The sequence below is a fragment of the Borreliella americana genome, from assembly GCF_032595795.2.
GTDB lineage: Bacteria > Spirochaetota > Spirochaetia > Borreliales > Borreliaceae > Borreliella > Borreliella americana.
In genome coordinates, this window is sequence record NZ_CP132449.1 from 806111 (window position 1) to 831935 (window position 25825).

Annotated in this window: 31 protein-coding genes and 1 tRNA gene; 17 read left to right on the forward strand and 15 right to left on the reverse strand. The window is 27.7% G+C overall.

Annotation, left to right across the window (positions count from 1 at the left end):
- Window position 1 precedes the first annotated feature (1 nt).
- From QIA00_RS03855 to flgF, 13 genes are all read right to left on the reverse strand, one after another.
- Window positions 2–1150 (reverse strand): two-component system sensor histidine kinase NtrB, encoded by a 1149-nt coding sequence (locus QIA00_RS03855; RefSeq protein ID WP_316257558.1) that lies wholly within the window; start codon window positions 1148–1150, stop codon window positions 2–4.
- On the reverse strand, window positions 1147–2193 hold the full coding sequence (locus QIA00_RS03860; RefSeq protein ID WP_316257560.1) for a hypothetical protein: 1047 nt from the start codon (window positions 2191–2193) through the stop codon (window positions 1147–1149). Before QIA00_RS03860 ends, QIA00_RS03855 begins: the two co-directional genes overlap by 4 nt.
- A gap of 10 nt (window positions 2194–2203) precedes the next feature.
- Window positions 2204–2692 carry a CvpA family protein gene (locus QIA00_RS03865; RefSeq protein WP_231014468.1) on the reverse strand — a complete coding sequence of 163 codons (489 nt, stop codon included), beginning with the start codon at window positions 2690–2692 and terminating at the stop codon, window positions 2204–2206.
- Entirely contained in the window at window positions 2689–3780 is a 1092-nt protein-coding gene (murG, locus tag QIA00_RS03870; RefSeq protein WP_316257562.1) for an undecaprenyldiphospho-muramoylpentapeptide beta-N-acetylglucosaminyltransferase, read from the reverse strand. Before murG ends, QIA00_RS03865 begins: the two co-directional genes overlap by 4 nt.
- A gap of 145 nt (window positions 3781–3925) precedes the next feature.
- A complete protein-coding gene (locus QIA00_RS03875; RefSeq protein WP_316257563.1) occupies window positions 3926–4720 on the reverse strand; it encodes a PfkB family carbohydrate kinase in 795 nt (264 codons plus the stop codon).
- Entirely contained in the window at window positions 4695–5735 is a 1041-nt protein-coding gene (gene tsaD, locus QIA00_RS03880; RefSeq protein WP_316257564.1) for a tRNA (adenosine(37)-N6)-threonylcarbamoyltransferase complex transferase subunit TsaD, read from the reverse strand. The genes QIA00_RS03875 and tsaD overlap by 26 nt, the downstream gene beginning before the upstream one ends.
- Entirely contained in the window at window positions 5732–6613 is an 882-nt protein-coding gene (locus tag QIA00_RS03885; RefSeq protein ID WP_316257566.1) for a divergent polysaccharide deacetylase family protein, read from the reverse strand. Before QIA00_RS03885 ends, tsaD begins: the two co-directional genes overlap by 4 nt.
- A 50-nt stretch (window positions 6614–6663) precedes the next feature.
- Entirely contained in the window at window positions 6664–7464 is an 801-nt protein-coding gene (gene rpoS / locus QIA00_RS03890) for an RNA polymerase sigma factor RpoS (protein ID WP_002557358.1), read from the reverse strand.
- A 143-nt stretch (window positions 7465–7607) separates the two neighbouring features.
- Complete coding sequence (locus QIA00_RS03895) at window positions 7608–7937, reverse strand: rod-binding protein (protein WP_316257567.1); 330 nt, start codon at window positions 7935–7937, stop codon at window positions 7608–7610.
- A complete protein-coding gene (locus QIA00_RS03900; protein ID WP_316257569.1) occupies window positions 7927–8925 on the reverse strand; it encodes a flagellar basal body P-ring protein FlgI in 999 nt (332 codons plus the stop codon). Before QIA00_RS03900 ends, QIA00_RS03895 begins: the two co-directional genes overlap by 11 nt.
- 178 nt (window positions 8926–9103) lie before the next feature.
- The gene (locus tag QIA00_RS03905) at window positions 9104–9538 is read right to left on the reverse strand and encodes a hypothetical protein (protein ID WP_316257570.1); all 435 of its coding nucleotides are present in this window, start codon (window positions 9536–9538) and stop codon (window positions 9104–9106) included.
- A gap of 199 nt (window positions 9539–9737) precedes the next feature.
- A complete protein-coding gene (gene flgG, locus QIA00_RS03910; protein WP_316257571.1) occupies window positions 9738–10535 on the reverse strand; it encodes a flagellar basal-body rod protein FlgG in 798 nt (265 codons plus the stop codon).
- 12 nt (window positions 10536–10547) lie between these two features.
- Complete coding sequence (flgF, locus tag QIA00_RS03915) at window positions 10548–11396, reverse strand: flagellar basal-body rod protein FlgF (protein WP_316257667.1); 849 nt, start codon at window positions 11394–11396, stop codon at window positions 10548–10550.
- 250 nt (window positions 11397–11646) lie between these two features.
- On the opposite strand from flgF, the gene QIA00_RS03920 reads away from it, so the two are divergent.
- The 17 genes from QIA00_RS03920 (at window position 11647) to QIA00_RS04000 (ending at window position 24567) form a co-directional block, all read left to right on the forward strand.
- Window positions 11647–12207 carry a DUF2147 domain-containing protein gene (locus QIA00_RS03920; protein WP_316257572.1) on the forward strand — a complete coding sequence of 187 codons (561 nt, stop codon included), beginning with the start codon at window positions 11647–11649 and terminating at the stop codon, window positions 12205–12207.
- 63 nt (window positions 12208–12270) lie between these two features.
- Entirely contained in the window at window positions 12271–12801 is a 531-nt protein-coding gene (locus tag QIA00_RS03925) for an adenine phosphoribosyltransferase (RefSeq protein WP_316257573.1), read from the forward strand.
- 56 nt (window positions 12802–12857) lie between these two features.
- Entirely contained in the window at window positions 12858–13169 is a 312-nt protein-coding gene (gene rplU / locus QIA00_RS03930; RefSeq protein WP_316257574.1) for a 50S ribosomal protein L21, read from the forward strand.
- A gap of 4 nt (window positions 13170–13173) precedes the next feature.
- Complete coding sequence (locus QIA00_RS03935) at window positions 13174–13494, forward strand: ribosomal-processing cysteine protease Prp (protein ID WP_316257575.1); 321 nt, start codon at window positions 13174–13176, stop codon at window positions 13492–13494.
- On the forward strand, window positions 13494–13739 hold the full coding sequence (gene rpmA, locus QIA00_RS03940) for a 50S ribosomal protein L27 (RefSeq protein WP_231014454.1): 246 nt from the start codon (window positions 13494–13496) through the stop codon (window positions 13737–13739). The genes QIA00_RS03935 and rpmA overlap by 1 nt, the downstream gene beginning before the upstream one ends.
- 25 nt (window positions 13740–13764) lie before the next feature.
- Window positions 13765–14751 (forward strand): GTPase ObgE, encoded by a 987-nt coding sequence (gene obgE / locus QIA00_RS03945; protein WP_316257577.1) that lies wholly within the window; start codon window positions 13765–13767, stop codon window positions 14749–14751.
- 79 nt (window positions 14752–14830) lie between these two features.
- Window positions 14831–15412 carry a nicotinate (nicotinamide) nucleotide adenylyltransferase gene (gene nadD, locus QIA00_RS03950; RefSeq protein WP_316257579.1) on the forward strand — a complete coding sequence of 194 codons (582 nt, stop codon included), beginning with the start codon at window positions 14831–14833 and terminating at the stop codon, window positions 15410–15412.
- Complete coding sequence (locus QIA00_RS03955) at window positions 15409–16593, forward strand: LCP family protein (protein ID WP_316257581.1); 1185 nt, start codon at window positions 15409–15411, stop codon at window positions 16591–16593. Before nadD ends, QIA00_RS03955 begins: the two co-directional genes overlap by 4 nt.
- Window positions 16568–16918 carry a ribosome silencing factor gene (gene rsfS, locus QIA00_RS03960; RefSeq protein WP_231014450.1) on the forward strand — a complete coding sequence of 117 codons (351 nt, stop codon included), beginning with the start codon at window positions 16568–16570 and terminating at the stop codon, window positions 16916–16918. The genes QIA00_RS03955 and rsfS overlap by 26 nt, the downstream gene beginning before the upstream one ends.
- Window positions 16919–17030: 112 nt before the next feature.
- On the forward strand, window positions 17031–17324 hold the full coding sequence (spoVG, locus tag QIA00_RS03965; RefSeq protein ID WP_316257583.1) for a DNA-binding protein SpoVG: 294 nt from the start codon (window positions 17031–17033) through the stop codon (window positions 17322–17324).
- 64 nt (window positions 17325–17388) lie between these two features.
- Window positions 17389–17460 (forward strand) — tRNA-Gln (locus QIA00_RS03970).
- A 23-nt stretch (window positions 17461–17483) separates the two neighbouring features.
- A complete protein-coding gene (locus QIA00_RS03975; protein WP_316257585.1) occupies window positions 17484–18032 on the forward strand; it encodes a 50S ribosomal protein L25/general stress protein Ctc in 549 nt (182 codons plus the stop codon).
- 4 nt (window positions 18033–18036) lie between these two features.
- Complete coding sequence (gene pth / locus QIA00_RS03980; RefSeq protein WP_316257586.1) at window positions 18037–18603, forward strand: aminoacyl-tRNA hydrolase; 567 nt, start codon at window positions 18037–18039, stop codon at window positions 18601–18603.
- Window positions 18603–19925, forward strand: a complete 1323-nt coding sequence (gene tilS, locus QIA00_RS03985; RefSeq protein ID WP_316257587.1) for a tRNA lysidine(34) synthetase TilS — start codon at window positions 18603–18605, stop codon at window positions 19923–19925. The genes pth and tilS overlap by 1 nt, the downstream gene beginning before the upstream one ends.
- On the forward strand, window positions 19922–21850 hold the full coding sequence (gene ftsH / locus QIA00_RS03990; protein WP_316257588.1) for an ATP-dependent zinc metalloprotease FtsH: 1929 nt from the start codon (window positions 19922–19924) through the stop codon (window positions 21848–21850). Before tilS ends, ftsH begins: the two co-directional genes overlap by 4 nt.
- A 10-nt stretch (window positions 21851–21860) precedes the next feature.
- Window positions 21861–23342 (forward strand): hypothetical protein, encoded by a 1482-nt coding sequence (locus QIA00_RS03995; protein ID WP_316257589.1) that lies wholly within the window; start codon window positions 21861–21863, stop codon window positions 23340–23342.
- Between the two features lie 118 nt (window positions 23343–23460).
- The gene (locus tag QIA00_RS04000) at window positions 23461–24567 is read left to right on the forward strand and encodes a thymidine kinase (protein WP_316257590.1); all 1107 of its coding nucleotides are present in this window, start codon (window positions 23461–23463) and stop codon (window positions 24565–24567) included.
- On the opposite strand, the gene QIA00_RS04005 is transcribed toward QIA00_RS04000, so the two are convergent.
- Together QIA00_RS04005 and tmk are read right to left on the reverse strand one after the other, a co-directional pair.
- On the reverse strand, window positions 24564–25196 hold the full coding sequence (locus QIA00_RS04005; protein ID WP_316257591.1) for a hypothetical protein: 633 nt from the start codon (window positions 25194–25196) through the stop codon (window positions 24564–24566). The genes QIA00_RS04000 and QIA00_RS04005 overlap by 4 nt on opposite strands.
- A 12-nt stretch (window positions 25197–25208) precedes the next feature.
- Window positions 25209–25817 (reverse strand): dTMP kinase, encoded by a 609-nt coding sequence (tmk, locus tag QIA00_RS04010; RefSeq protein ID WP_316257592.1) that lies wholly within the window; start codon window positions 25815–25817, stop codon window positions 25209–25211.
- Between the last annotated feature and the right edge of the window lie 8 nt (window positions 25818–25825).

Consider the following 25825-nt stretch of genomic DNA (forward strand, 5'->3'; position numbering starts at 1 on the left):
TTCAATACCCTTCAATTAAAATATTTTTTTTATTTAGTTTAGGAAGTGTAATTGTAAAAATAGTGCCTTTGCACTCTTTGCTTTCCACAAAAATTTCACCCCCAAGCTCTTTTATTATTTTATAAGAAATAGTAAGTCCTATTCCACTTCCTTTTTCTTTTGTGCTAAATTGAGGTTTAAATATTTCTCCTTTTATCTCATCTTTTATTCCGTTTCCATTATCTTTTATGTTGATATGTATTTTATTGTCTTTTTCGAAGAGAAAAATTTCTATTTTTTTTATTTCTTTTTTTGTCTCAAGCAGTGCTTCTTCTGCGTTTTTAACGATATTTATAATAACTTGTTTTAATAGTTTCTCATCAATGAGAATATTGCTTATTTTGTTTAAATTAAGCAATAGTTTTATGTTTTTGCTTTCTAATCCAGGATTTAACAATTCACATACACTGCCTATAACTTGTTTAATGTCTTTTTCTTGTAAGTTGATTTTTATTGGCCTGACAGTTAATAAAAATTCTGTTACTATTTTATCTACTCTGTTTATTTCTTCTTTTATTACTTTAAAATAATTTTCAGCTTTACCATTTTTCATTTTTTGTTTTTCAATTTCCTTTTTTAGCAGCTGTAAATTTATATCGATTGCTCCAAGCGGGTTTTTTATTTCATGGGCAATATTTCTTGCATGTCTTGTAAAAGAGGCCAAAGCCTCAACTCTTCTAAATAGCTCCTCTTTTCTTTTTTTCTCTTTAATGTCTTCGATTAAAATAATGTTGCCTTCAAGTTTTTTTTCTTTTACATAAGGCATAAATGAAATTTTAATATATATATTGTTTGAGATTGGAACTTCTAATCCTATTATTTTATCTTCTGTTCTAACCAATTCTTTTATTAAATTTATTAAGATTGGAATTTGAAGATCATCAAGAATTTCTATTTTTGATTTAGATGTTAAAGCTAAAATTTGGTATAAAATCTTGTTTGAATAGATTATGTTGTTTTGTTTATCAAGTACAATGATTCCTTCATTAATTGATGCAAATATGCCGTCATATATTTCTATTTTTTTGTAAATTTGTTCAATAAATTTAGTTTTTTGTTCATTAGATAATTTGTTTAGCTTTGTTAAAGCTTTTTTGAAAAAATTGTTCATATCTCCTCATAATTTAGCATCAAGTTTTCTATTATTAATTTTTTATTTTGATTATAGGGTCGATATTTGTAAATATTTTTCAAATGTTGTGTGTATTTGAGATATTGATTTATATTTATCTTTTTTTCTAAAAAATCTTTTCTAATGTTAATTAGAAGCTCGTTTAAAAATATTTTAAAGCTTGCATCATCTTTTATAAAGTCGATTTCTTCAAGATTAAATATAGATTTTTTTTCTTTTATTATATTTAAAATTTTTGTCAATTCTTTTTTTATTTTTTTACTTTCTTCTTTGTAAAATGAGGCGAAATACTCCTCAATTGTTATATCTTTATTTATTAGAAAGCTTTCTTTAAATATTTGAATTTCTAAGCTTCTTTCTGGTTTTGTGAAATTGTAAATTCTAAGTCTTGAAAGTATTGTTTTTGGTATTTTGTTTTTATTTCTTGCTGCTAAGATAAAGTAAATATTTAAAGGAGGTTCTTCTAGTATTTTTAAAAGTGAGTTGTGCACGTTAAATGATAAATTTTCGATTTCGTTTATGTAGATTACCTTTGGTTTTTCTTTTTCAGAAAAAATCCAAGTCTGAATTTTTTTTACATCATAAACAGTAATAATATGATTTAATTCTTTGTTTATATTTTCTATATTTTTTATAAGTTCATTTTTTATGTTTTCATTGTATTCTTTTTTATAATAAACAGAATTAATGTAGTTGATATTTTTCTCTATTTTTTTTAAATTTTTTTCATTACTGAAATAACATTTGGTAAAAATTACAGTTTTAATATATTCTAGGTATTGATTTGCTATCTTTTGTGAATTTGTAAAAAGATGTGCTCTTGCTTCTACTGTGTCAAGATTTGCAAAAATAAGGAAATTAGGGTTTGTTAAGTTTTTTACGTTTAATATTTTTTTTGCAAGTTCAATTGCGCTAGTCTTTTTTGATGAAAATTTTTCTCCTAGTAAAAGAATCGCATTTGGCAATGTTTTTTGATCATATTCGTTTATTATATCTTTAGCAATCTTTGGAAGCATTGTCATTTTTGGTCCTTTATTTTGTTTTTGAAATTTTAAAGAGATAGTTTATTCCAGGATTTAAATAATCAAGTAGTTTGCTTTCTTTTAGGAAATATTCAGGTTTAAATATTTGTTGTGAATGTATTATGTAAACCACGATTGCAATTATTCCAAAAGCTTCAAGTAGACCAAGCACCAAGCCCAGCATTCTATTAAAGAATAATAATTTAAGTTGACTTATTATTGATTCTATTAATGATTGTAGGATTAAAAATCCTATATGTATTAGCAGAAAAAATACAAGTAGTGCTTGAATATAGGATAGTTCAATAATAGGTTCAACCAGTTTTCTAAACTCTTCAGTTTTTTTATAAAGCAGTAGTATTAAAACAAAAACCTCAGCAAATCCACTAATTTCTTTAATAAATCCTCTTAAAAATCCTCTAAATCCTAAAGATGTAAAAACTATGATTATTAGTATGTCTACTATTCCTGTTATTTTTACAGGATCATTTGTTATCATTTAGATTTTGTCTCCTTAATATCTTTTATTAGTAATTTGGCTATTAAAGTTGAAGAATTATTATTGTTGAATTTTTTGATATTTTCTTTGAGTGATTCAATTTTTTTTCTATCTTTTAAAGTTTCTTTTATAATTTTTAAAATATTTATATTTACAATTTCATCTTCATCTATATAAATGCAAGCATTTTGATTTTTTAGTAATTTTGCATTTTTAATTTGATCTCCTCTAGAGCCTTTTTTAAATGGAATCAAAATTACACATGTTTTAGCATTTGCAAATTCTTTTATTGCTCCAGCTCCAGCTCTGCTTATTATTATATTGGAAAATTTAACTATGCTTGCCATTTCTTCTGCGTTAAAAAATTGTCTTCTTAGGTAATTGTCTTCTCTAATATCATTTAAGTTTTTTCCCGATTGATGGATGAAGTAGATTTCAACATCCTTTTTAATACAGAGTGCAAGATTGTTTAAAGTATTAGCCCCAAGAGATCCTCCAAGTATACTAACAATTGGTTTGTTAGTGTTGTGAGTTAGTTGTTTGATGATTTTGGGATTTGGATTTAAAAATTCTTTTCTTATGGGAGATCCTGTGTAGACAATGTTTTTATGGTTTTTGAAGTATTTTTCACTTTCTTTAAAGCTTATGTGTATTTTGTTTGCAAATTTAGAGTTAATTTTTGTTGCAAGTCCGGGGTCTAAATCCATTTCATGGGTTATTCTTTTGATTTTTAGCAGGCTAGATGCAATAATTGTAGGAGTTGAAACAAATCCTCCAGTTGAATAGATAATACGAGGTTTATATTTGTGTAAAATGTAGAAGCTTTTTATTATTCCAAGTATTACTTTAAAAAAGTCAGTAAAGTTTTGAAAAGAAAAATAGCGTCTAAGTTTTCCACATGGAACCGAAATAAATTTAATATTATTTTCTTCTTTTATTAATTTTTCTTCTATGGAATTTTTTTTGCCTATCCAAAAAAATTCAATTTCATTGTCAAATTCTTTTAATGCCTGTATTATAGATATTCCTGGAAATACGTGCCCCCCAGTCCCCCCTCCTGTAAAAAATATTATTTTTTTATTTGACATATGCTTGTTTACTCATAAAAATAATAAAGCGCTCGCTTTTTAATAGATTTTTTCTACATTTTATTCTAGTAATATATTGCAATTCAAATATTTTCTTTTTACTAAAAATCGATTCAATTTTTAAAATTGAATTTAATTTTAAAAATTAAAATGTATTTTTTAAAAAATTTTCAATCCGAACTCCTTCTTTTTTTAAAGCATTTTCTTTAATTGAATCTTTTATTATTAAGTGAATAGCTTTTGTTGTTTTTTCTAAGGCCTGCTCTATTTCGAATTTTTCCAAATATCCTATAAGTAAGCTAGTAAATAAGTCCCCTGTTCCACTGAAATTTTGTTCTAATTTTTCTAAAAAAAATTCTGAGTATTCTTTGTTTTTAGGGTTGTAACAAATGTTTCCCAAAAGATCTCCTTTTTTAACGCTTGTAACAACTACTATTCCTTTTATATCAAGATTTAATATTGCTTTTATGATATCATCTTTGTTGTTAAGTTGTGAGCTTTTGCTTAGCATTTTAAGTTCTGTGATATTGGGTGTTATTATGTTTGCGTACTTTATGATTTTTTTAAATCCATCAATTATTTTATTATCAAATATAGGGTAAATTATTCCATCGTCAGCAAACACAGGGTCAATTACGGTTTTTTCAAATTTTATTAATTTAATTATTTTTTCTATTGTTATTTGTTGTTTTTCACTTCCCAAAAATCCGGTATATAGTATGTCAAAGTGTTCATTTTGCTCTTTCCATATATTGATAAATTTTTCCAGATAATCGGTTAAATCCACTATTTCAAATTTTTTATAAGCTGTGGAAGCAGAAAGTACGGCTGTCACAAAAGGACAAACTTGCATATTAAACGAAGATATTACTGGTATGCACATTGTAAGAGATGTTCTTCCCATGCTTGAAATATCATGCATTGCTAAAATTCTTTTCATTATTTTTCCCCTCATGCTGGTTTTTATAATTTTCTATTCTTGAATTTGCATCAATTTCAATTGGACTTGCTCCATATTTTAAATACATATTAAATCCAAGTCCCGCAATCATTGCTCCATTATCTGTGCAAAGGTCAAGAGGAGGGTAGTAGGTTTGTATTTTAAGCTTATTTATTTTTTCTCTTAAATATAAATTGCTTGCAACACCGCCAGCTATTACCAATTTGTTGATTTGAGTATCTTTTATTGCTCTTTTGAGTGGGATGATTAGATTTTCAAAGGCAGCTTTTTGGAAGCTTGCAGCTATATTATTTTTTGTTGTTGGATTATCTTTGCTTTTGAATTTTTCGAGTTGGTGTATGCAAGCTGTTTTTAGTCCAGAGTATGAAAAATCATACCAGTTTTCTTTTTTTTTAAAGGTGGTAACTGGAAATTGAAATGTATTTTCATCACCATTTTTAGATATTTGTTCGATGTTTGGACCTCCCGGAAATCCCATGTCATAATGTTTTGCTACTTTATCAAAAGCCTCTCCACAGGCATCATCTAGAGTTCTTCCAAGTATTTCAACATCATCGAAATTTTTTTGTTTAGCAATTAATGTATGTCCGCCGCTTAATAATAATGATATAAATGGATATTCTATTTTTGAGTGCATTAAAGGGGCATAAAGATGACCTAAGATGTGATCAATGCAAATAATAGGTTTTTTTAATGCAATTGCTAGACCTTTGGCAAAGTTTAATCCAACTATTAAAGACCCAATAAGCCCTGGTCTAGATGTTACAGCTATTAAGTCAATTTCAGATATTTTAGTATTTGCCTTTTTGAGTGCTTTTATACAAACAGACATAATAGTTTCGGCATGAAGTCTTGAAGCAATCTCAGGCACTATTCCGTAATATTTTTTGTGTTCGGTTTGATTTAATTTTATATTGCTTAAAATATGAATTCCATTTTCTACTACAGCTATGCAACAGTCGTCACAAGAAGTTTCTATTCCAAGCACTTTCATCTGATTGTTTCCTCGTAAAGATTTAATAAGTTGTCAAATTCGAATTCCTGGTTTAAATTAGGCCCTTCTTTTTTAAGGACTTTTAGAGTATTTTTAGACCAAATGTGTCCGATTACTTTTACCACTCCGTTTTTTCTGGCGATATTTTTTGCTTTTTCAAGCTCCTTGATTACGGACCCTTCTGTATCTTTGCTATCAAGAAATACGTCTCTTTTTTCTACTTTAACCCCAATTTCTTTACCTATTATTTCCGGTATGCCTCCTGCAATAGTTACGCTATCGAAAAAATACCTGTCAATCTCTTTAAGCTTTTCTAAAATAATTTTCATCAAATCTTTATTTGAAGTGATTAAACTTCCCATATGGTTATTCATTATTTTTGCATCAGGATACTTTTTAAATGCTTTTTCGATTTTTTTCTGTATTTCTTCTTTTTTATCTTTTATGCTTATATGAAATTTTTCTATTGAATTTCTATGTTTTGATTGCATTGGGAAATGTATTATTACTGTTTTGTTAGCATTTTTTAGTTTTTTGTATAAACTCATTGATTTTGGTAAAAATGGAATAATAGCATAATTTATTTTAAGATTAAGTTTTATAAATTGTTCTAACATAAATTCATCATAACCCACGTCGTCGATGATTAAGTAAAACTTGGGTTTGCTTTTGGCTTTTTGATCTTCTTTGTTGTTTGTTATTATTAAGCTTTCTTTTTGCATTTCTTCAAACCTATTTTTAAGTGAGACATTCGCAACTTTTGAATTGTTGTTAAAATGGAAAAAACTTGCAAATGCCTGCGCTATTGCAATAGCAATAGAAATTATAATAAAAATTACAATAATAAACTTGTTTTTTTTAATATAAAATATAAACATTCATGACCACTGACTTAAAAGTAGACCAGAACACGTCATGAATGTCAATGTTAATTTATCTCTTCTTTTAGTTTTTTAAGAACCCTTTTTTCAATCTGTCTTACAGTTTCTGATGATATTCCAAGTTCTGTTGAAATGTCTTTTAAGGTGCTTTTTTTTGGACTATTGTCTAGGTTATATCTTTTTTTGATTATATATCTTTCCTTTTCATTTAATTTTGTTTCAAGTATATAATTCAAATGTTTTAAAGTTGAATCTTGTTCAAGGGTAATTTCAGGATTAAAAGAATTATCCTCGTATAGATTCAATAGTGTTGAATTCTCAGACCCCTCTATTTCTTTGTCCAGGGAATATTCTTTTTCAAGATAGGGAATGATTTTTATATACTGGGCAGGAGATAGGTTAAATCTTTTCATTATTTCTTCTTTTTTGGGCGATTTTTCTTCTTCTGTTAAATATTTATTTATTTGTAGTATTAGATTTTCTTTTCTGTATGGGACTTTTACCAACCTAGTTTTAGTGTTTAGTGCTCTTTGTAGTGATTGCTTAATCCAAAATGATGCATAAGTTGAGAATTTGGTATTTTTATTTGGGTCATATTTTTCAGCAGCCCTTATTAATCCTAAGTTACCTTCTTGAATTAAGTCTTCAATTTTTAGCCCTTTGCCCGCATATCTTTTTATTATTTTTAAAACAAGTCGCAAATTTGCATTTATCATCTTGTTTTTGGCTTTTGCATTGCCTCTTTGTATTTGTCCCGCAAGTTTAATCTCTTCTTCGTGAGTAATTAGCTTATGTTCTCTTACCGATTTTAAATATATGTTTAAATCCTCATTACTAAATATATTCATAGTATTATATTTTCTCCCCTTTCTTGAATATTGTGATTAAATTTTTACTACTTAACTTTCATGCAAAAATTGTGCCAATTTAGTTTAAAGTTATTTTTAAATTAAATTGGATATAATTTTGATGATGGGAGGTGTTTTTAGAATTATTTACTTTTTTGTAATTGATTGTAAATTAAATCTGCAAGTCCAAAACTTTGAGTTTGTGCTATTTGTTTGGCTCTTTGTTCGCAAAGCATGTCTTCAAAAATTTCTTCTACCTGCCCTCCGTTTAGTAAATTTTGATCTTTGTTAAGAGTTTTTTTCATGCTTTCAAACATTTGCTTGATAAACATAGCTTCAAATTCTAAAGAAGCTTTTCGAAGTTCTTCATTCTCTTGAAAGGATTTTTTTATTTCCAAAGAATTTTTTAAATTATTTATTTTATGTATTTGATTTTTAAATTTTAGATTTTGTGAATTAATTTTAGTTTCCATCAATTTCCTCCAAAATAATTTCTCCATTTAATTTATTTATTTTTTTAGCAGCTTGAATTATTTGAATTAATTCTTTATTGCTAAGATTGTTCGAATTTTTTAATATAAATTCATTTACTTTCATTGAGTTTACTTGAATTGTTGTTTTATTATTTTTATTTAAAATGTTTTGGTCGTCTTTTTCAATGGAAAATGTAAACGTTCCTATTTTTGCATTTTCACTTGCCAGGATAATACCATTTTTTTTGTCTATTAATATTTTAGGGTTTGTTTCTATTTTAATATTTTCAATCTCTTCTAATAAGCTTATGTTTTTTGCTTCTATTTCTATTGTGCTGTCTGATTTAATTTTATTGTTGATTTTTTTAGAGGTCAATATTTTATGAATTCTATTTATTAATGTATAATTTCCTTTTTTAAGAGTTATATTATAACTGTGGTTAATATTTTGATTCTCATTTATTATTACACTATCTAGAGTATATCCGGATCCTTTTAATTTACTATTGGTTTTGATAATTCCTGATGCAATTGCTATTATTTCTCCCTCTTTATTTTTAAGATTTGTTTGTAAAAGTATTCCATTTGTTAAATCTTTTGAGTCTAGTATTGGTGCAATGTAAGCTTTGTGTTTTGAACCTTTGATTGTATTGCCTGTTACCCGGAGGCTAACATTTGCCAGTGCAATATTTTTACTTTCTATATTATTAGAGTCTATTTCATTTATTGTATTGCTTTCTTCTAAAATTTTAATTATAAGGTCTTTTTGTTTTGTAGAGTCCCCTTTTCCAGCGAGCCCTACTACTATTCCAATACCTGTTAAAAAATTTGTATTTGTGGGATAAATATCCGCAATTTCTTTTAATTTTACTCTTTCAGACAGGCTATTGTTAAATAATTGCTCTGTTTTTAGTCCTGTTGAATCTTTGTTTGTTTGGGCCAATAGACTTGTTGCAAATGTAATTAACATCAACATTAGTTTGTTCATTTTTTACCTTATTTATTTTATTTCTTTAATACCTATTATTTTATATCAATTATTGCAATTAATTAAGCTTTTTTCGTCAAATTGCTAATTAATCCTTAATTTGTTGAATATTGTCTGTATTAAGGCAAATTAAAATTAATAATAATAATTTTTAGATTGCGTGAGATGAAATGAGATATTATTCTTTTTGCACTTTATTTAATCTTATCTCTTCATTTTTTATTGTGTTGCGTATAACTTTATATTTACTGTTGTTTAATTCATTTAGACTTAAAACATCGTTTATTCCTATTGTGTTAATTTTATACTTAAAGTATATGTTGTGTTCATTAAGGATTTCATTTTTTTTTAGATTTTCTTTTGCGAATACAATTGGCTCGATTATATCAATGTACATATTAATGTAATTATGTCTTTTGTAGCTTTCAAAATTTTTTGCATAATAAACCAGAGTTTTTTGAATTGGAATATTTTTGTACGAGTTGTTGCTTTTTACTTTAAATTTTATTTTTTTGAAAAATTTATCTTCTATGTTTATTTCAGATTCATCAAAGTTAAATTGAAGTATATAGATATTTTCATTTGATAAATTTTTTGTAATATAATAGATCATTTCAAAAATTATTGATTTTTTTGTTAAGTGTGGAGGGATATATATTTTCGATAAACTTTGATTGTTGCATATTTTTGAATACTTTTTTGAAAAGAAATATGCTTTACTAGGAGTAATATTGAAGCACAAATCATGAGTAGCACTTATAATTGGGCTTGTTGCTAAAAATAAAATAAAAATTAATAATCTTTTTTTTATTTTATTGCCTTTTTAAGTTATTTGCAATTCCTAACATATTGTCAGAAGTTTGAATTGCCTTTGAGTTTATTTCATAAGCTCTTTGAGCTACTATCATTGTTACCATTTCTTCAGCAATAGATACATTTGACATTTCAAGTATGCCTTGTCTTAATCTTCCCATGCCCTCACTTCCTGGTATTCCTGCTATTTCTTGACCTGATCCAGCTGTTTCTTTAAATAAATTACTTCCAATAGCACTTAGTCCTGCAGGATTAACAAATCTTGATATTTCAATTTGTCCAAGCTCTATTGGTTCGTTGTTGTTATCAATTTTTACGGACACTATTCCTTGCTCAGATATTGTAATTGAGTTTTGGATATATTCTTCTGGGAAAAATATATTAGGTAATACCTTGTATCCCTGGCTTGTTACAAGCTCTCGATTAGAATCTATTTTAAATGATCCGTCTCTAGTATATGCATAAGTTCCATCGGGTAGAAGAATTTTATAAAATCCATCTCCTTCAATAGCAACATCAGTGAGTAAATTAGTTGATTGCATTTTTCCTTGTTCAAATATTCTCTGAGTTGCAGCAATTTTTGTTCCGTGACCAACTTGATTCCCAAGCGGTCTTAAAGTATTTTCAGTTGCGGGGGTTCCTGCTCTGTATTGGGTCTGATAAATCAAATCTTCAAATTCTGCTCTTATTTTTTTGAATCCTGTAGTATTTACATTTGAAAGATTGTTGGCAATTGTATCTACATTGTATTGTTGGGCAGTCATTCCGCTTGCTGCTGTCCATAACGCTCTCATCATAAAATATGCTCCTTAATATTTTCCAATTTCATTTATTAATTTTCCCAAGAGGCTGTCTTCAGTTTGTATTGTTTTTTGATTAGCTTCATAAGCTCTGTTAATTTCAATCATTAAAACCATTTCTTTAACAGCATTAACATTGGAAGCCTCAAGTGTTTCTGTTTCTATTTTAGGCCTTAATGATACATCAATTTCTTGCGCTTTACCAGATGTTTTTGTATCTATCCATAAAGAATTTCCCTGTTTTTTGAGGAATCTGGGATTTTCAAAATTTACAATTCTAATGGTATCAAGCAGCTCATAATTTTCCCAAGAATTTTCATATTCACTAATAAGTCTTTTGGGGTCTGATTCAAAGCTTGAATTGTGAAAAATTTGTCCCTGAGGCGTTATTTTAAAATTATTTTTTTTAAGATATATATATCCCTTTTCTCCTAGAACAGGAAATCCGCTTTTTGTAACAAGGATTCCTTCTTTTCCAATAGTAAAAGAACCGTTTCTTGTGTATCTTTCTCCATCTGAAGTTTGTATTACGAAAAATCCTTGATCTGTGAGCGCTAAATCTAATGGATTGCCAGTAGTTTTTAATGGACCTTGTTCAAATACTGTGTATATTTCATTTTCTTCAACCCCTGTTCCTAGTTTGCCTACAACTGGAGCTGTTTCAAGATGCCCTTTGGGAAATTTATAAAGCCCATCATCATTTAGTCTTCTTATTAACATTTCTGGAAATGCTTTTTGAATGGACAAATCTTTTTTGTATCCAATAAGATCTATGTTTGCCAAATTATTTGATACTGTGTCAAGCTTTCGCCTTTCTGCCATCATTCCACTGGCAGCTGTATAAATTCCTTTTACCACGGTTAAATCCTTCAAGACAATTAACTTTATTAATATTAGCATTAATTGTCCCATATAACAATTAATTTACCCATTGTGTTTTTGTTTAATTTTATATTTTTTTGTCCGGGTTTTTATCTTAATAATTAAAATTATAAAATAAGTTGTATAATGATCTTTGTGGCTAATTTTTAAATTAGCCACCTTAAATTAGTATTAGTAATTTAAAAAAGAGCCATAATTTAGGATTATTTAGTTTTAAGGAGGATTGATGATTAGAGTTTTTTTAAAGTTTTTTCTTTTTTTTTGTTTTTCAATACTTTTATTTGCAAATTCAGAAGATTCAAATGAAAAAGAAATTGTGAATAAGGGTGAAAGCCCTGGTTTTGAAAATGAAGTTTTAGGGTATTGGGTTGGCTATAATGATGTGAGTAACATAAAAAATTCTATTATTTATGTTTATAAATATAATGGAGAAGTTTATGGCCGAATTTTAACTATAATAAAAGATGGCAAAAAGTATGATGCTAAAAATCCTTCAGGAGACACTGTAGTTGGGTTTGAAAATCTTGCAATAGAGGGGCTTGATTTTATGTGGGGCCTTAAGTATTCTTCTTCTTCTAAAAAGTGGGATAGAGGCAAAATAATAGATCCTAAAAACGGTAAAATTTATAATTCTGAGATGAGCGTTGATAGTAAAACCGGGAATCTTATTACCAAGGGAAAAGTTTGGATTTTTGGCAGAAGCAAAATTTGGACAAGAGCTAAAGATGATGAAATACCAAAAGTAGACTTACATAATCTTGTTCCAGAGCCCCCTGTAAAAAAATAAATTGGGCTTTTGGTTTTGCTATTTTGAAAAAATTTATAAACATATAGATGGGATAAGTAGGTTATGAAAAATAAGACAGAGTATTTTGATCAATTTATTTCAAAAATACCCAATTTTCCTAAAAAGGGTGTTCTTTTTTATGATATTACTAGTGTGTTGCTAAAACCCGAGGTTTATAGTTCATTAATAAATGAGATATATTCTTTTTATAATTTAAAAAAGATTGATTGCATTGCGGTTGTTGAGTCCAGGGGGTATTTGATAGGTGCTCCTTTATCTTTAAAAATGCAACTTCCTCTTGTTTTAATTCGAAAAGAGGGCAAATTACCCAGAGAGGTTTTTAGTGAAGAGTATGAGCTTGAATATGGTTTTGGAAGAATAGAGGTGCATAAAGATGATGTTAGGGCATATTCCAATATTCTTTTAATAGATGATATATTAGCTACCGGCGGAACTTTAAAGTCGTCTGCGGTTTTGCTAGAGAGAGCCGGGGGAAAGGTTAAGGATATTTTTTGTTTTATTGAGCTTTGTGGTATTAATGGTAGACAAAGTCTTGAAAGTTATGAAGTTAATTCCCTTGTAAGGTATAATTAATTTAATGCTTGACTTTTCTTTTTTATTAAATTTACAATGTTTAGTTGAGGTAATATATGTATGCACTGGTAGAAATAAATGGCAAGCAATATAAGGCTATTGAGGGTGAATTTTTAAAAATAGATAAAATTTCTCCTATTGAAAAAGATAAGTTGGAATTTAATAGTGTTTTGCTTATTAATAAAGGTGGAGAGATTAAAATAGGAAAGCCGTATGTTGTAAATTCTTTTATTAGATGTACCTATAAAGAAGATAAAAAGGATAAAAAGGTTGTTTCTTACAGATACAGAAGAAGAAAATCAAGTGAGAGAAAAGTTGGACACAGGCAAACCTATTCTTATATTTTGGTTGATGAAATAGTTTTTTAAGTAATTGATTAATGTTTTAATAAAAGTAAAAGACGATGTAATCATTTATCTTTCAGCCAATGGTCATGCTATAAGTAAAAATAATGTTAACGTTGTCTGTTCTTCTTTTTCTTTTATTTTGAGAACCTTTTTTAGCGTTCTTGATCTTGAGGGTGAGATTTTTGTTGTGAAAAATTCAAAAAGAGGTTATTTAGAATTTAAGTCCCTTTTTAAGGATTTGAGCAAAGAAAGTCTTTTTTATTATAGTAGGTTTTTAATTAGAGGAATAAATGATTTATGTTTTGAGTATCCTGATGATATTAAATTAGTTTTGGAGGAAAATTAATGGCAACAAGTAAAAGTGGTGGTAGTTCAAAAAATGGACGAGATTCTATATCTAAGCGACTTGGAGTTAAAAGAAGTGGCGGTCAGTTTGTTAAAGCCGGAGAAATAATTGTTAGACAAAGAGGTACAAAATTCCATAAGGGTAAAAACGTTGGTCTTGGAAGAGATTATACAATATTTGCGCTTTCATCTGGTAAGGTGGAGTTTAAAACTTTAAGGGGACGAAAATATGTAAGTATTGTTTAGCTTTAATTGAAAAATTGGAGAAAGTTTGTACAACTTTAAAGACTCTGTAAATATAACGATAGTTTCGGGCAATGGTGGTTCTGGGTGTGTTTCTTTTTTAAGAGAAAAGTTTAATGCAAAAGGCGGTCCAGATGGCGGAAACGGTGGGAGTGGCGGGAGTGTAATTTTCAAAGTGAGAGAAAATCTTAGCACTTTATCTTTTTATAAAAATGGTCATGTTCTTTGTGCCGAAAATGGTAAAGCTGGAATGGGTTTTAAAAAAAGTGGTGCTAATGGTAAAGATTTAATTCTTTTTGTTCCCCCAAATACAGAAGTTTATAATGAAAATGATGGAACTCTTTTGTATAGGCTTAAAAATTTAAATGACGAATTTGTTGTTTTAAAAGGTGGCAGAGGAGGTCTTGGCAATTGGAATTTTAAAACTTCAGTTAGAAGGGTTCCAAGGTTTGCTCAACCTGGAGAAGCGGGTAATAGTTTAAACGTGCGCCTTGAACTTTTTTTGGTGGCGGATATTGGACTTGTTGGTTTACCTAATGCTGGTAAGTCTTCTCTTCTTAATAGAATAACTTCGGCAAAATCTAGGGTAGCAAATTATCCTTTTACAACAAAGATTCCTCATCTTGGCATGCTGAGGTGCTCTTATTCTGATTTAATTATTGCAGATATCCCGGGAATAATTAAAGGTGCTAGCTTTGGAGTAGGACTTGGGACTAAATTTTTAAAACATATTGCTAAAACTAAAATTTTAGCGTTGATTATTGATGTTTCTGAAGCAAATTTTTTGGAATCATACAGTATTCTTTTAAATGAATTGAAATCTTATAGCCACAAGCTTTTTAATAAAAAAAAAATTATTATTGCCAACAAACTTGATTTGGATGGTTCTGAGAAAAATTTTGATTGCTTGCAAAAAACCTTAGAAAAAGAAAAGGTTATTGGCATCTCTATTTATGAGAATAGAGGAATTGATGAACTTATTAAAGAATTTTTTATTTTGGCTAAAACTTTTTAATAAAATTAATTTTTATTGTGATATTTTTTATTTTTAAGGCTTGGTTTTTGAATATCAGATTTGATTTAGGAAAGAAATCGTGAGAATTGCAATATTAGGAGGCACTTATAATCCAGTGCATATTGGACATATTTTTTTGGCTAAAGAAATAGAGTATTTATTAAATATTGACAAGGTAATATTTATTCCTACTTGCAATCCAGTTCATAAATTGATTGATGAGGATGTTAGTATTAACAATAGAATAGATATGCTCAAGCTTGCATTAGAGAATGAAGATAAAATGTTCATAGATGATTGTGACATAATAAATGGCGGTATAACTTATACTGTTGATACTATTTCTTGTGTTAAAAAAAAATACAAAAACGCTAAACTTTTTTTAGTTATTGGTGATGATCTTTTTCAAAATTTTGATTCATGGAAAGATCCCCAAAGCATTGTAAGCTCTGTTGATCTTGTTGTTGCTCACAGAATCTACAAAGAGAGACTTAAAAGTTTTTTTAAGCATATTTATATAGATAATAAAATAATACCGATTTCCTCATCAGAGATTAGAAATAGAATTGCAAATGGATTTCCAGTTAGCTATTTATTGCCTTTTGGTGTGTTAAAATACATTAAAGACAATAATTTGTATGTTAAAAAGGTAAATGTTTGAGAAAGGATTTATTTTTTTTATTTTTAATTGTTCTAATAATATCAAGTGTAGTAATTTTTTTTATTAGAAGCTCAAAAAAAGAGTTGGTTTACTTCGAGCTTAATACAAAGAGCAATATTAGTTTTTTGTTCCTAATAGAAGATCTTAACAAAAACCTTGTAAGTATGCAAGAAATTTTTATTAATATGAAAACAGGAAATATTGGATTTTTAGATATTCCGATTCATACTGGATATGAAGATTTAAAAGGGAATATATCTTGGTTTAAAGATCTTTATAAAAAAAATTCTTTTAATAAATTTTTATCTAAAATTTATACACAATTATCTCATGAATCAGATTATTATATTCGTTTTCAAAAAGAAAATTTTGTTAAACTTATTGATTATTTAGGGGGAGTTAGACTTCTTGTTAAAAACCCAGTAAAAGTTTACAGTTTTGAGGATTCTATTTTAATACCCTCTGGTACTTCTAATTTTGATGGTGATAAAGCGTATGATTATTTGAGATATTTTAATGATGTTAATCAGTTTGAAGAGAGAATTGAATTTTTTAAAGAGTTTTTTAAAAGACTTCTTTTTCAAATTTCAGATTTTGGCATTGAAAATGATAATTTTTTTAAAATATATTCCATGTTAGATACTAACCTTTCAGAGGTTGTTTTTAAATATATTGTTAAAAATTATAAAATAAATAATGATAAAATTATTTCTATTAATATTAAAGGACAAGAAGAGATTTTTAAGGATAATGATAATAATTTGATAAAGGTAGTTTTTCCTTATTATGGGGGCGCTATTTTAAAAGAATCGGTGGATAAATTAAACAAAGAACTTGTTAATGAAGGCGCAGAAGAGATAGTAAAGATTGTTGTTTTAAATGGAACAAAAGTTGTTGGGCTTGCAAAAAAAACAGCAAATATTTTTAATTCTTTAAAATTTAAAGTTTTAAAATTTGGTAATGCAGATAAAAATTCTTATAAAAATACCCTGATTATAAATAATTCGGATAATTTAGAAATGGCTGTTAGGGTTGGAGAAGCAATTAAAACCTCAAATATTAAGCCAATTTCTGAAGTTCAAACTAAAAGATTGTTAGAGCTTGATAATCTTGATATTAATCCTGATGTAATAGTTATTTTAGGAGATGATTTTGATGGAAGATATGTTAAAAGTAAATGATATTAATGATTTATGTAAAATAATAAGTGATTTTAATGGAATTGATGTTATAGGTATTAATGTTAGCGATGTTTGCAATTGGACTGATTTTTTTATAATAGCTACTTTTGTATCATTTAAGCAAATGGAAGCTTTATATGTTGATAAAATAATTAAATTTTTTAAAGAAAAAAAAATTAATCTTAATGTTCAAGGAAAAGGTTTGGTTTATGACTGGACTGTTGTTTCTGGTTCAAATTTGGTAATTCATTTAATGAGTGAAAAATCTAGGGAATACTATGAGCTTGAAAAAATATGGTCCAAAGGAATCATTATTTATCCTTAATTGCTTAGTTTAATTAAAATTAATTAAAAAAACTAAAAATATCATAAAAATATGTTTACAAAAAATAGAAAATATTTTAGATTTAAGTTATGTACTTTTTGCGGGCTTATAAGTGGATATTACAGACATAAGGATTAAGAAAGTTGATAGTAAAAATTCGGGTTCTAAATTATTAGCATATGTTGCAGTTACTTTTGATAACTGTTTGGTTCTTCACAATATTAGAGTTATTAAAGGTCAAAAGGGAGTATTTATTGCTATGCCCAACAGAAGAACTAGAGTCGGCGAATATAAAGACATTGTACATCCTATTAGTCAAGATTTTAGAAAAGCTTTGCAAACTTCTATTTTTAAGGAATATATAAGAGAAAATCCAGCCGATTTTGAACTTGAATTAGATTTTTAGATAATTGTTGACAAAGCTCGTTGTATCTTGTATGCTTGTCAATTGTAAGTATTAATAAGGTATTTGGGACGTCGACAAGTGGTAAGTCAACTGGTTTTGGTCCAGTCATTCGAGGGTTCGAATCCTTCCGTCCCAGTATTTTACATTAGGAGTTTTTTGGTGGAAAATAGCAGGATTTTAAGTTGCCAATATAGATCAAGTTTTGGATCTTCTAATGCTCGCAGGATAAGAGCTAAGTGTGAAATACCGGCGGTTGTTTACGGTCAAGGCAATGATGTTTCACACTTAAGAATTAAGAGTAGTGAGTTTAATAAGAAATTTGCAAAATTTACGGATAATACTGTCTTAATATTAGATGATGGCAAGCTTGAAAGATGCGTTTTTGTTAAAGATGTTGCAGAAAATATTGCCAGCAAGCTTATTTATCATATTGATTTTTACGAAGTAGATAGGAATGTTGAGCTTGAAAAATATGTTCCTATTAAGCTTATTGGAGCTTCTATTGGGGTTAAAGAGGGTGGAATTTTGACTGTTTTAAAAGAGCGGGTTAGGGTAAGGTCTTTGCCCTTGGATTTGCCAGAATTTATAGAGCTTGATTTAACTCCTGTTAATAAAGGGGATAGCGTTCTTCTTAAAGATCTTGTGTTGCCTTATAATGTTGGGCTTGCAGAAAATGACGAGAATTTGGAAGTTGTTATTATAAAGTGATTTTATGGGGTTATTGATACTTGGATTAGGAAACCCTGGATTGGAATTTTCTTTAACCAGGCATAATGTTGGTTTTTCTCTTTTAGATAAAATTGTTTCTAAAAATGGCCTTTTTTTAAAAAGAAAAAAAAAATATGAATATTCAGAATTAAAAATGATTTCTGGAAGAGTAATTTTGGTTAAGCCATTGACCTATATGAATCTAAGTGGGTCTTTATTTCCTTCAATATTTTCAGATTTTTATATGTGTATAAATAATTTATTAGTGGTTCTTGATAATGTTGATCTTCCTTTGGGAAAATGTAGGCTTAAAGAGCGAGGTGGTGTGTCTACTCATAATGGTCTTAGGTCAATTTCAAGTGTTCTTGGAAGCTCTAATTATAGTAGACTTTATATTGGGGTTGGAAGCAACGTTATATGCGATATAAAGAGGTTTGTTCTTTCTAGATTTTGTAAGGATGAAATAGATAGGCTTGAAAAATTGTATGATTTTTTAAGCGATGAGCTTATTGATATTAGCAAATCAAATTTTAAAAATAAGGTTCAAAAAATCAATTCTAGTAATTTTTAATGCATTTTTTAGACGATAATATACAAATTAAAATAGATAAGTTTTATAAAAAAAATTCTTTAAATAAAAATCGGGTTATTGTTGCTTTTTCCGGTGGGGCTGATTCTACAGCTTTACTATTGAATTTAAAATATTACTTAAGCAATAATGTTGTTGCATTTTATTTTGCTCATTTTATTAGATCTGATAATGAACAAAATCAAGAGATAGAACATGTAAAGGGGTTTTGCGATCTTTACAATGTTGCTTTACAAATTAAAAAATGTGATATAGATATAAAAAGTGAATCAGCTAGGTTGGGAGTATCTATTGAAGAGCTTGCAAGGGAATACAGATATACTGCCTTAGAAAATGCTCTTAAAGAAAATAGTGCAGATTATATTGCGCTTGCTCATAATGAAAACGATCAAATTGAAACAATAATTATGAGATTTTTTCAAGGATCTTTTTTGGATGGTCTTTCAGGCATTCCTAGTGTCAATAGAAACATTATTAGACCCTTACTTGAGGTTTCAAGACTAGAAATTGAAAATTTTTTATCTTTGAATAATATTGGATTTTTCGTTGATAGTACAAATGCTCAAAATTTATATCTAAGAAATAGAGTTAGAAATAATTTACTACCCGCTATAAAAGAGGTTTTTAAAGGATATGAAAAATGTATTAAAAGAATATCTGAATTTTCAAAGGAATTTGTGGATTATTTTGAAAAAGATGAGTTTTTCCCTGTTGAGAAAGGCAAATATTATTATTCTTTTAACTTGAAAACTTTTTTAGATTTTCCTAAGTATTTGGTGTTTAGATTGATTTTTAAAATTTTAAATTCAGAAGGAATTGCAGCTAAAATTTCCTATAAAGCTCTTAATGAAGCGTTTAAAGTAGAAATTAATAGAAAGAAAAATAATGTTTTGCTAAAAACCAATGATTTTTTTTTAGAAAAAAGGCATAATAAAATTAATTTGATTTTTAAAAGAGATGAAAAATTTTACAAACCTTTTGATTTTATTTTGGAAGTTGGCAAATGGCATAGTTTATCTTTAGGTAAGATTTTGTTAAAATATTTAGAGTGTAATGTAGATTCTGTATCAAGATTAAAATGTTGTTCTTATGAGTTTAGGTATAAATTTTTTAAGGATAGATTGAAAGCAAAAAAATTTTTTTCTAAGTTTATAAGGTGTAATCCAATTTATTTAGTGTTGTTAGCATTAGATAACAGATTAATTGGAATTATTGATTTAAATACTTTAAACTTAGTATGGAGTGAAAAAAGCATTCTTAAAAAAATTAGTATATCTTTGATTGGAGGGCTTTTAAAGGAATGAATGGCAATAATAATATGAATAATAATGGAAAATCTAATAACAAAAAGAAGAATAAAAATTGGATTTTAGGGCTTGTTGTTGTTTTTCTAATTTCAGCAATATTTATGTCATATTTTATAAGGGGGGGAGAAAGCTATAAAAATGTTCCTTACAGCACTTTTCAGAGTTATTTAGACAATGGTCTAGTTGAGTCTGTAGTAATAATTGATAAAAATTTGATTCAATTTGTTGTCAAGGGTTCTAACTTTGCAAAGTCTTATTTTTCTACCAGTATTCCCTATCTTGATATAAATCTACTTTCAGAACTAAAAAGTAAAAAAGTTGAGCTTAGCTCAGGGAAAAGTCAAGCTTCTCTGATTGGTGTGTTATTACAAACTTTGCCATGGATTTTATTTTTTATTTTCTTTTTCTTTATATTTCGTCAAACTCAAGGTGGTGGTGGAAAGGTTTTTACATTTGGAAAAAGTAATGCTCAAAAGTATGAAGCTGGAAAGAATAAAATCACCTTTAAAGATGTAGCTGGTCAAGAAGAGGTTAAGCAGGAGCTTCGCGAAGTTGTTGAATTTCTTAAAAATCCAAAAAAATTTGAAAAAATAGGTGCAAAAATTCCCAAAGGAGTGCTTTTAGTTGGCTCTCCGGGTACTGGCAAAACTTTGCTTGCCAAAGCCGTTGCCGGTGAAGCTGGAGTTAGTTTTTTTCATATGTCAGGCTCAGATTTTGTTGAAATGTTTGTTGGGGTTGGAGCAAGTCGTGTTAGAGATTTATTTGATAATGCTAGAAAAAATTCTCCATGTATTATTTTTATTGATGAGCTTGATGCTGTTGGTCGAAGTCGTGGCGCAGGGCTTGGCGGTGGTCATGATGAAAGAGAACAAACTCTTAATCAGCTGTTGGTTGAAATGGATGGATTTGGAACACATACCAATGTAATTGTTATGGCTGCTACAAATCGTCCAGATGTTCTTGACTCTGCTTTGCTTAGGCCCGGACGATTTGACAGACAAGTAACAGTTTCTTTGCCTGATATTAAGGAAAGAGAGGCAATATTAAATATTCATTCTGCAAAAACAAAGCTTTCAAAAGATATTAATTTACAAGTAATAGCAAGAGCTACTCCTGGAGCTAGTGGTGCTGATCTTGCAAATTTAATTAATGAAGGAGCCTTAATAGCCGCAAGGAATAATCAGGATGAAATTTTAATGAAGGATATGGAAGAAGCCAGAGATAAAATATTGATGGGGGTTGCAAAAAAATCCATGACTATTACTGATAGGCAAAAGCTTGAGACGGCTTATCATGAGGCAGGCCATGCCTTGCTTCACTACTATCTTGAACATGCTGATCCACTTCACAAGGTTACCATTATTCCAAGGGGCAGGGCACTTGGTGTTGCATTTTCTCTTCCAAGGGAAGATAGGCTTTCAATAAATAAGCACCAAATTCTTGATAAAATAAAGATATGTTATGGTGGTTATGCTAGTGAGCAAATAAATTTAGGTGTTACAACAGCGGGTGTTCAAAATGATTTAATGCAAGCTACTAGTTTGGCTAAAAAAATGGTTACAGAGTGGGGAATGGGTGAAGAAGTTGGTCCAATATTTTTAGTAGATGATGAAGCACCCATTTTTCTTCCAAAAGAGTTTTCAAAGGCTAAGGCTTATTCTGAGAACACTGCCGATAAAGTTGACAGAGAGGTGAAAAGAATACTTGAAGAATGCTTAAAAGAGGCATCAGATATCCTTGTAAAGCATAAGGATCAACTTGTTAAGCTTGCAAAAGAACTTGTTTTAAAAGAAACTTTGACAGACAAAGAAGTAAGAGAGCTTTTAGGTTTTGAAGCTAATAAAGATGAATACAATTTATTTTTATCAGATTCTTCAGACTCTAATGCAAAAGGAGTAAAGGAGGAAGATATAAAAGGTTAGGTAAGTGTTTATGTTTTATTTAAAGATGGGTTTCATTCTTTTTATTTCTATAAACCTATATGCAATTTCAGTCAAAGAAGATGAAGATATTTCAAGTATTCTTTTCAATGAGTCTAAAAATTTTTCCAATTTACAAAAAGGAAATGATTTAATTTATGGATCTCTTGATTTCAATTTGCTAGCTTCAGATGCTCTTTATGAGCTTTCATTAAAAGAGGATGTTGCTTTAACGGATAAAATTTATTTATTAAAAGAAGCAATTAATATTAATAAATTTAAAGTAACAACTCTTAAAGAAGTATACGCTTATTATTTTTCGTTGCTTTTAAGACAAAATGAAAATAAGAGTATGTATGAAGAAATTATTACTTTGTATGGAAACTTGAATGAAGAATTGCAAATAGATAAAGATTTGATCTGTATGAGGCTTGAAGCTTCTGGAAGACTTGAAAGCTTTGGAGATGATTTTAAAAAAATTTTATTTAAAGCTTTTTCTTTATATGGTAATGATTTTTTATTTTTTAAGTGGTTTTTAAAAGAAGATAGATTTTTTTTTAGCATTTTTAATACTATTAGATCAAAAGAAAGTTTTTTCTTTACAACTGAAAACATTAATTATATATTTAGAAATTCAAATTTTAATTATGACAATTCTGTTTCTTTGTTTTCTTTTCTTAAGAGCAAAATTAAAGAATATAATGGAATTCACGGCATTTATTTTTTAAAATACAAACTTTTAGAACCCGCCGAAGCTTATAAGGTTTTTAAAAAATTTCCACCTGAGACAATAAATGAATATAAAATGTTTTATGATCTTTTAGAGGATCCCGACATGAAGAGGAAATTTTTAGAAGATTATAAAAGTTTGTCAGGAATTTATTGCATTGATAATAAAAATAATGTTGCCATACTTAAAGATGGAGTTTTAGTAGGTATTTTTTCAGGAATAGTAGATTTTGACAACAAATTTAGTTTAAATAGCAAATATTTTAATAAAATTTATTTTAAAGATAAGTCCCTAGTTTATTATGAGAATAGTTTGCTTGGTTATAAAATAAATTATTCTGTTTACCCGTATGTTGATATGATTGAGGTTCAATATCCTGACAAAAGAGATGTTTATACGTTTGCTTTGCATACTTTTAAGTGTAATCTTTTTAATAATTTGGGCTACAATTTTAATAGTCTTGGGATAAGGGAGTTGTTCTTGATTGATATTAAAGATTTTTTCATGCCAAATGCTTTAAATTTATTTTTTGAAAAAACTTCTGTTTTAGATATTAGATCAAGCTTGATAAGTAAAAAAAAATATTTTGGATCTAATTTGGTAGAAATTAAAAATTATGTGATTGGAAGTTTGGTTTCAATTTATAGAAAAGTTAATGGTTCTAAAAAATTTAATTATATTGAAATTTATGAGAAGAATAAACTAAAAATAAAGAAAGCTTTGTTAGATGATGATGGTTTTGAAAATTATTGTTCTTTTGAATAATAACTTGAATAAAAATTTAATAAAATATTAAATTATCAATTTTTAGGCTTTTTAATTTTAATGGTTTTTGTTATTTTTATTTATGTAATTGAATTTTAATTTACTTTGGGGAGGATTTTTGGGTTTTTGTTTAGACTTTGCTAATAAAGAAGATACTAAATTATCAAATGGCATTGTTTCTATTAGTCATTTTGATTTTAAAGTAAAAATAAACTTAATTCTTGTAGTTGGACCTATGGGAAGTGGAAAAACAGAATATGCTGCAAAAATTTATAAAGATTCGCTTGTTGTAAGAAAAAAATCTTTCAAGGTATTGGGTAATATTATTAAAGGAAATAGAAGCAGGGTTAATGTATTTTTTATTAGAAATTTTCTCGACAAGAGGAGATTTCAAGATTATCCAGAAAACGTAATACCATATAGAGGTGGCGGAAAAGATAAAATTGATGAGATTGGTTTTGCTAGCAACTCTTTTGATATTGAAAATTTAATAGCTTCTAATCCTAGTTGTGGTACTTTTATTATTGATGAAGCATGTTTTTATGATGAACGTTTAATTTTTGTTTTAAATAAAATTTCATTAAATGAGAATATTTTATTTATATTGCCTACGCTGCTTTATAATTTTAGAAAAGAATCTTTTAATGATACTGCTAAACTTTTGGTAGAATATTCAGACAAGATTTATAAGCTTGGTGCTTATTGTGGGCACATTGATTGCATGGAAGAATCTTTTTTTTCGTATAGGTATTATTTTTACAACAATAAAGAAATTCCAGCCCCTTATTTTGATCCTTTGCTTATTGTTGGTGGCGATGAAGAGATTGAATCTGCTATTTACCCAAATTATTCTACAAGATGTTCAATGCACCATTATCTTGTAGGCAAGGAATATTTTTTTTCGTTTTTAAAGCCATTTGCTTTGCTATATTCACAAGGAGATAAAAAATTTCTTGAAAATGAAATTGTAGCGTTAAACACCAATGTTGAAAATTCTAATTTTGCAAATTCTTTAGATAGTGAAAAAGCATGTGAATTTAGAGCTGAAATTTTAAGAAATATTTTAGAACTGCCTTTTTTAGCAGAAAGAGCCCTAATAACTCTTTTCTCAGAATATAGTATTTTGAGTAAGGATAATTTTAAAGACCTTGTTTTTAAGTTTTCTTTAAATAGGGATTATATAAATAAAATTTTTTTTTCCAAAGAGGGCAAAGAGTTTTTTTAATAATAGTTTGGCCTTTGTTCAAAAAATTCTTTAGTTTCTTCAATTCTTAGTAGTTCTTTTTTAATAATATCATAGTAATTAAGCTCTTTAAGAGAAATTTTATGATATTCATCTTCCCAGCTTGTTATTCCATCGTTTTCTAGTTTAACAAATTTGTAATTTTCAAGTTTTTTGTGATACTTTAGTGCTTCATTATAGTAATTAATAGCCAATTTATATAATTTTTTTGATTTTTCTAGATTGGAAATAATTCCATTTTTTTCTGGAGTTTTGAAAAAATATAAATTTCTTGTGTCGAATAAATCTCCTAAATGTAAGTTTTGCTTAACTAAAAGCAAGTTTACATGCATTTTGAAAAGCAGTTTATATTTTTCCCACTGCTTTTTAGTTTCTATTTTAGTTAGTGAGTATTTTGGATTTCCAAATGGGTATTTTAAGGCTTTTTGAAGAAAAAATATATTTTTTTTATAGTTTTCAGAGTTTTTTTTTATTTGAGTGCTAAAGATGACATACCATTGTTCTGCATAATAAAATTTGGACGATGCATTTATCTTTGCAACTGATGCTAAAAGAAATAAAATAATTAAATTTATTTGAAAGGTGACATTTTTAAAAATATAATTAATCATATGATAATTATATTAGAATTTTATTAGATTAAAAATTTTTTTTGCGTTTTTGTCCAAATTATCTTTTATTGAATTGTCAATATAAATTACATTAATTTTTTTTTCCAGTTTTTTGAATATTTTCAAATATTTTAGAGCAATTTGTTCAAAAGTTTGATATTTTTCAAGTTCAAAAAGATCACTTTGTGTTCTATTGTTTTGTATTCTTTCATAGGCTATGTTTGGAGCTGTTTCAATAAAGAATACTTTTTCAGGTAATGGAAAATTTTTATTTAATTCATATCCTAGTTTTCCTTGATAGGCAATTGATGAGAATAAGTAGCGATCAGTTATTATTTTTGTCGATTTTGTTTTTAAAATTTCTAGTATTCCATCTTTTTTATATAAATGATCATGTCGATCTGCAGCATAAAGATATGCAAATGTTGATTCTTTTAAAGGATTTTCAAAATTCATTAATTGTTTTCTTATCATTTCTCCAATTATTCCGCTTGATGGTTCTTTTGTAAAATAATACTTTGATTCATCGTTGCAAAGAGCTTTCAATTTATTGGCGATGCTTGTTTTCCCGCTTCCATCAATTCCTTCTATGCAATAAAAATTTTTTAATATTTTAATCACAAATATTT